At 27.2% G+C, this 6406-nt stretch carries 8 protein-coding genes; all 8 read right to left on the minus strand.

Annotation, left to right across the window (positions count from 1 at the left end):
• Positions 1–215: 215 nt before the first annotated feature.
• Positions 216–1160, minus strand: coding sequence for a transketolase family protein (locus A500_RS10195; RefSeq protein ID WP_016207504.1), 945 nt, complete (start codon positions 1158–1160; stop codon positions 216–218).
• A 2-nt stretch (positions 1161–1162) separates the two neighbouring features.
• Entirely contained in the window at positions 1163–1984 is an 822-nt protein-coding gene (locus A500_RS10200; protein ID WP_016207505.1) for a transketolase, read from the minus strand.
• A 258-nt stretch (positions 1985–2242) separates the two neighbouring features.
• Positions 2243–2596 carry a type II toxin-antitoxin system PemK/MazF family toxin gene (locus A500_RS10205; protein ID WP_040436753.1) on the minus strand — a complete coding sequence of 118 codons (354 nt, stop codon included), beginning with the start codon at positions 2594–2596 and terminating at the stop codon, positions 2243–2245.
• Positions 2597–3117: 521 nt separating this feature from the next.
• Positions 3118–3729 carry a germination lipoprotein GerS-related protein gene (locus tag A500_RS10210; protein WP_016207508.1) on the minus strand — a complete coding sequence of 204 codons (612 nt, stop codon included), beginning with the start codon at positions 3727–3729 and terminating at the stop codon, positions 3118–3120.
• Between the two features lie 73 nt (positions 3730–3802).
• Complete coding sequence (locus A500_RS10215) at positions 3803–4834, minus strand: NAD(P)H-hydrate dehydratase (protein ID WP_423219292.1); 1032 nt, start codon at positions 4832–4834, stop codon at positions 3803–3805.
• The gene (locus A500_RS21275; RefSeq protein WP_051993146.1) at positions 4831–5298 is read right to left on the minus strand and encodes an NAD(P)H-hydrate epimerase; all 468 of its coding nucleotides are present in this window, start codon (positions 5296–5298) and stop codon (positions 4831–4833) included. Before A500_RS21275 ends, A500_RS10215 begins: the two co-directional genes overlap by 4 nt.
• Entirely contained in the window at positions 5298–5666 is a 369-nt protein-coding gene (gene acpS, locus A500_RS10220) for a holo-ACP synthase (protein WP_016207509.1), read from the minus strand. The genes A500_RS21275 and acpS overlap by 1 nt, the downstream gene beginning before the upstream one ends.
• Before the next feature lie 65 nt (positions 5667–5731).
• A complete protein-coding gene (locus A500_RS10225) occupies positions 5732–6037 on the minus strand; it encodes a DUF6514 family protein (protein WP_016207510.1) in 306 nt (101 codons plus the stop codon).
• Between the last annotated feature and the right edge of the window lie 369 nt (positions 6038–6406).

Here is a 6406-nt window from a genome sequence, read left to right on the forward strand (position 1 = left end):
TAGTATTACATATATGTTTTAACTAATAATATAAATATTATTTTCTTATAAGTTTAATAATGTTATTCAATTAAAATTACATTATTATCCTTATGCTCATACCTACTTTATATAATTTATAATTTCAATTAAAGTAAAAAGCTGTAGAAAACTTCTACAGCTTAGTGGTAAATATAGCTATTTTATATATATTTAAATTATTATAGTAAACTTATTTATTTCTTTAATGAAATTGCCTTTTTAGCCTTTTCTATTACATTATTAGCAGTTAATCCATAAGCCTCTAATAATTGATCTGGCAATCCACTTTCTCCAAATACATCATTTACACCAACCCTTAAAACAGGTACTGGAATCTCTTCACTTAATACTTCTGCAACAGCTGACCCTAGTCCGCCAATTATATTATGTTCTTCAACCGTAACTATTGCGCCTGTCTCTCTTGCTGCTTTAACTAGTATTTCTTTATCTATTGGTTTCAATGTATGAATATTTATTACTCTTGCAATAATCCCTTGGTTTTTTAATTCTTCTTTTGCTTCCAATGCAACATCTACCATTATTCCAGTAGCAATTATTGTTACGTCTTTTCCTTCTGCTAATGTTACACCTTTTCCTATTTTAAATTCATAAGTATTTTCGTCATTTATAACATTAACCGCTGATCTTCCAAGTCTAACATAACAAGGTCCATCATATTTTGCTATAGCTTTAATTGCTGCTTCAGTTTCTACTGCATCAGAAGGACATATCACTGTCATATTAGGAATACTTCTCATTAATGCTAAATCTTCTATTGCTTGATGAGATGCGCCATCTTCTCCTACTGTTAGCCCCGCATGTGTTGCACATACTTTAACATTTAATTTTGGATAGCATATAGAGTTTCTTATTTGCTCAAAAGCTCTTCCTGCTGCAAACATTGCAAAAGTACTAACAAATGGTATTTTACCGCAAGTAGATAAGCCTGCTGCAACCCCCATCATATTACATTCAGCAATTCCCATATTAAAGAATCTTTCTTCACAAACAGCTTTAAAATCTGCAGTCTTTGTAGATTTTGAAAGATCTGCATCTAAAACTACTATGTTATTGTTTATATTAGCTAATGATGCTAATGCCTTACCATAAGCTTCTCTTGTTGCAATCTTTTTACTCATTACTAGTTACCTCCAATTTCTGCTAAAGCTTGCTCGCATTGTTCTTTACTTGGAGCTGTTCCATGCCATGCAGCTTGATTTTCCATAAAAGAAACTCCTTTTCCTTTTATTGTATTACATACAACAACAGTTGGCTTTTCTTTGCAAGCTTTTGCTTTCTCTATTGAATCTAATATTTGCTCTATATTATGACCATCTATAACTAAGACATTCCATCCGAAAGCCTTAAATTTTTCATCTATTGGAGATGGATTCATAACTTTTGTTATATCACCATCAATTTGTAATCCATTAAAGTCAATGAATGCAGTTAAATTATCTAACTTATAATGACTTGCTGACATTGCTGCTTCCCACACTTGACCTTCTTCAAGCTCTCCATCACCTAGAAGAGTATAGACTCTATAATTCTTATTATCAATTTTTCCTGCTAATGCCATTCCTACAGAAGCTGAAATCCCTTGACCTAAAGATCCTGTTGACATATCTATTCCAGGTAAGTACCTCATACTTGGATGCCCTTGTAATCTTGAACCAATTTTTCTTAAAGTATTTAATTCTTCAACAGGAAAATAACCTCTTCTCGCTAGCACACTATATAAAACAGGGGCTGCATGTCCTTTTGACAATACAAATCTATCTCTATTTTCATCTTTAGGATCCTCTGGATTTATATTCATTTCATTAAAAAATAATGTAGTTAATATGTCTGCTGCTGATAATGAACCTCCAGGATGTCCTGAACGTGATTCTGTCAACATTGAAACTATATCTCCACGTACAGTTTTTGCTACTGATTTTAATTCTTCAACATTTTTTATCATTTTTTATCCTCCTAAGATTTTATTTGCCTGTAAATATATTGTGCTTTATTTACTAAAATTATTTTATCATAATATTTTTATTTTGTATATACTATTGAAGATTTTTTGTTATTCTAATATGTGTATTGTACCAATATTGTATATACTAATAGTCTGCAGTGTATAACTTTACTTCTTTTCTATAAACTTATTATAAAAGAAAAGAAACCCTAATCGGGTTTCTTAAGTATTTAATATACTCTTTTATCAAATAAAACTTTATACAAGATTTAAGCTAATTAGTAAAGCCTTATTAACTTTTTTCATATCCGAATCTGTCATATGTCCTATTTTCTCTTTTAATCTCTTTTTATCTAGTGTTCTTACCTGTTCTAATAAAACAACAGAATCTCTATTTAATCCATATTCTTCTGAAGAAATCTCTACATGAGTTGGTAATTTAGCCTTATTTATTTGAGATGTTATTGCTGCTACTATAACTGTTGGACTATATTTATTACCTATATCATTTTGAATTATTATAACTGGTCTAATTCCACCTTGTTCTGAACCTATAACAGGACTTAAATCTGCATAAAAAATATCCCCTCTTTTTACTACCATAGTCGTCATTAGAAATATCACACTCCGCAAAGCCAGTTCTCATATTCATTAATATCTGCAATTTCGCACTCGAAAGGAAGTTGTGAAAGCTCCAAATTAATTTTAGACATCTCTTTGTAACCAGCTTTCATTAATTCTATAAATTCCATATTAAATTGATTTTCATTATATTCTATTAAATTAGGGTCAATAAATTGACTCTTTTTTTTAATTTTAACTACATTTTTTATAAAGTGTATGTTTTTAACTTTTTAGACATAATTTGCCTCCAGGTAGTAAAAATCTATGTATAAATAAATTATATTGCAAATTATGTCACTTTGTCAAAACTTATGTTACACTTTTTATTTAATTTTCTAATTATATAATATTACCTATTAACAATTAACTGCTAATAATTATTTTTTATAATACCTTAATTTTCTTCTTATAGTTAAAACTATTATATATACTTATGTACTCCATTTTTTTTACTTCTTTCAGTGTACTAATGTTAATTTAAGATATTGAACTGGTTATTTTTATTTTATTTATTCTAGCAATCCATTATCTAATTGCTTTAATTTTTCAAAATCATTGTATACAATTCTTATTCTGTCTTTTCCATCCTTATCATATATAATTGCTCCTATTGGAGTTTTTTCTTGCTTATCTATAAAAATCCTAATCTTATCCAAATGATCGTTATCTAAAAACATCTCACAGGTAAATTCTATATATTCAGTATCTCCCCATTCTTCTTGTCCCTCTTTTATGCCATTTTCATCAATAGGATATGATAATAACTTATTCAAAAATGCTAAAGAATGAACTATATCCATTTCCTGTTCCATTGTATATTCCTTATTTGATATATTATCTTTAACTATAATCTTATTATCCTTATAAATTTTTGTTCTTTCTTCTCCAAAATCAATTCTTCCACCAATATCTTTTAAATAATATTGAGTAGTATCTTCTCTTTCTTCGTATCTACTGTTTTTTATTATATACTCCACTTTTGTACTGTAACATTTTATTTCTTTTAACGACTTAATTATGTCTTCATTAGTTGGCTCTGCTGTAACTCTAAATAATATTACTAAAATAATTGATATAATTGGTATACATACCATAAGTATTAATAATAACTTCTTTTTCATAAATCCTCCTAAAGCCTATCTGTTCATTATTACTAATATTAGCTTTAATCGGATTTTATTCATACTTTAATATTTATCTAGCTATATAATCCATAACTTTTGATATATTCTCTATAACTTCAGACGCCACTGTACTATACTTTTCAGAAGATGCCATCTCTCCTGATAATCCATGTATATATGTGCCAAGTAATGCTGAATTCATTATAGAATGATTTTGACCAAGAAGGGCTGATATTATTCCTGTTAAGCAGTCTCCCATTCCCCCTGAAGCCATTTTACTATTCCCAGTATTATTTATGTACACATCATCACCATTTGTTATTACTGTATTATATCCTTTTAATACCACAACTATATTATTTTCTTTTGCATATTTCTTAGCAACTTCTATCCTATTATCCTCAACAAATTCTATAGATTCACCTATAATTTTTGCCATTTCACCTGGATGAGGAGTAAAGATTGCTTTTCCTTTAATTTTTTTCATTATTGCTTTATCCTTTGTTAATAATTGAAGTGCTCCTGCATCAACAACAAAATATTTTCCTTTATAGTCTTCTATGTAATCCAATATATCTTTATATAACGCATCTCCAGTTGTTCCAGGACCAATTGCAATTACATCTGAATTATTAAGAGTTTCTTTTACCTTATCACGCTCCTCTATATCTAACGTCATAGCTTCAATAAGCTTACAACTTAATTTATCTTGTACATATCTTGAAGATATCAAAGTAGTTAATCCAGCACCAGATTTTACACATGCCTCTGTAGCTATATAAGCAGCTCCAGTATACCCCTTGCTACCAGCCAAGATAGAAACTTTTCCATAAGTCCCCTTATGACCATGCAAACTTCTTCTATTTAATAAATTACTATACTGCTCTTTCTCCAAAATAAATATATTTTCTGAATTCTTTTTCTTAACGATTTCAGGAATTCCTATATTTAATACGTTTAATTCACCTAGGTATTTTAATGCATTATATTCTATAAACCCTCTTTTTATAACTTCAAAAGTATAGCTTATATCTGCCTCTATAGCAGCTCCCATAGTTTCTCCATTATCTGCATTTAATCCTGATGGAACATCAATACTTATTTTAACTTTAAATTTTTATTTATAGTATTTATTAATTTTATATAAAAGTCATTTAATTTTCTATTTAATCCTATTCCAAATATACAATCTATTGCAATTTCATAATCCTTTAGATTTGTAAAAAATTCATCTAAATTATTTTCATTATTTATGAATGAAATATTTGAAGTAAGATTATTTAATATATTTAAGTTAACAGAAAATTCATTAGAGCATTTTTCTAAACCTCCTATTACTACTATATGAACATCTCTATTTTGTAAAATTAATTTTCTTGCAATGGCTAATCCATCTCCACCATTATTTCCTATTCCACAAAAAACAATGAAATTTCCTTTCAACTTCAAAATATTACTTATAACTTCATTTGAAGCATTCTCCATAAGAATAATACTTGGTATTCCAATTTTATCTATAGTATATTTATCAATATCTTTGCACTTTCTTGTTGACATTATATACATTATGATTCCTCCAAAATAGCAAATGCTATAGCAGATGTATTATTGTGTGATATAGATAAGTTTAACTTATACCCTTTTCCTATCAACTTTTCTATATTATCGCTTAAAAACACTATCGGTTTTCCTAAATCATCTCTTAATACTTCTATTTCTTTTAAAGAAAACCCTCTTATTCCAGTACCTAAAGACTTACTTATTGCTTCTTTTGCTGCAAAATTTCCTGCTATAACTTCTAATCTCATATTTTTAGATTTAAATAACGTTATTTCTTTATCCGTAAATATTTTTTCTATAAACCCGTTTGTTCTATCAACAGCCCTTTTTATTCTATCTATTTCAATTATATCTGTTCCTATTCCTATTATCATAAAACCACCTCTAATATATTTTACTATAAATATTAGATTTTATATGATTTTTAATATCCTTTATTTTATAAATTGAAGTCAGCTACATATTCATCAACATATTCTCCTAATATGTCAACAAGATGTATTGGAGATACTTGATTAACATGTAGTAAATTTAATAATTCATTAACCTTCTCCTTAATGTTTGATATATTTCTAATTTTATCCCTTTCTATTTTCACCACGCTACCATCTACTATATCTTGTCTTTCAACTTCAATTCCAAAGGCTTGTCCATCATAAAAACTTTCACTTATCATTCTATAAATATACTTACTTTCCCTATCCTCTTTTTTTACAACATTATATAGATTATCAACAATATTCATTTTACCTCTCCTTTGTAAATTACTATATACTAATTAACTACCACATTAAAACATATCATAGAAATTATTAAAACAATGTCAAACATTGTTTATTAGATTAATAAAATATTTCCTTATATTTTTACATTTTTTTATTTTAAATTTTTTGTTAAATGTACTTTTTTAAATCAAATAAAATATCTAATAATAAATTATTATTTTACTATGTCGATTTTATAATACTTTTCTCAAGTTCCTTTGCAAATTTATAGTTATATTGATGATTTAGTAATAATATTAAGACATTATTGTTAGACTATGTTTATATAAATTAAAAATCAATTATTCTTTTAAGTTATATTTATTAATATTTTATTCAAAAATATAATA

Source organism: Clostridium sartagoforme AAU1, from assembly GCF_000401215.1.
GTDB classification, from domain to species: domain Bacteria; phylum Bacillota; class Clostridia; order Clostridiales; family Clostridiaceae; genus Clostridium; species Clostridium sartagoforme.

Bases quoted from the DNA above. Each gene is read 5' to 3' on its own strand.
- A500_RS10195 (WP_016207504.1), bottom strand. From the start codon at position 1,160: ATGAGTAAAAAGATTGCAACAAGAGAAGCTTATGGTAAGGCATTAGCA.
- A500_RS10200 (WP_016207505.1), bottom strand. From the start codon at position 1,984: ATGATAAAAAATGTTGAAGAATTAAAATCAGTAGCAAAAACTGTACGT.
- A500_RS10205 (WP_040436753.1), bottom strand. From the start codon at position 2,596: ATGACGACTATGGTAGTAAAAAGAGGGGATATTTTTTATGCAGATTTA.
- A500_RS10210 (WP_016207508.1), bottom strand. From the start codon at position 3,729: ATGAAAAAGAAGTTATTATTAATACTTATGGTATGTATACCAATTATA.
- A500_RS21275 (WP_051993146.1), bottom strand. From the start codon at position 5,298: ATGTATATAATGTCAACAAGAAAGTGCAAAGATATTGATAAATATACT.
- acpS (WP_016207509.1), bottom strand. From the start codon at position 5,666: ATGATAATAGGAATAGGAACAGATATAATTGAAATAGATAGAATAAAA.
- A500_RS10225 (WP_016207510.1), bottom strand. From the start codon at position 6,037: ATGAATATTGTTGATAATCTATATAATGTTGTAAAAAAAGAGGATAGG.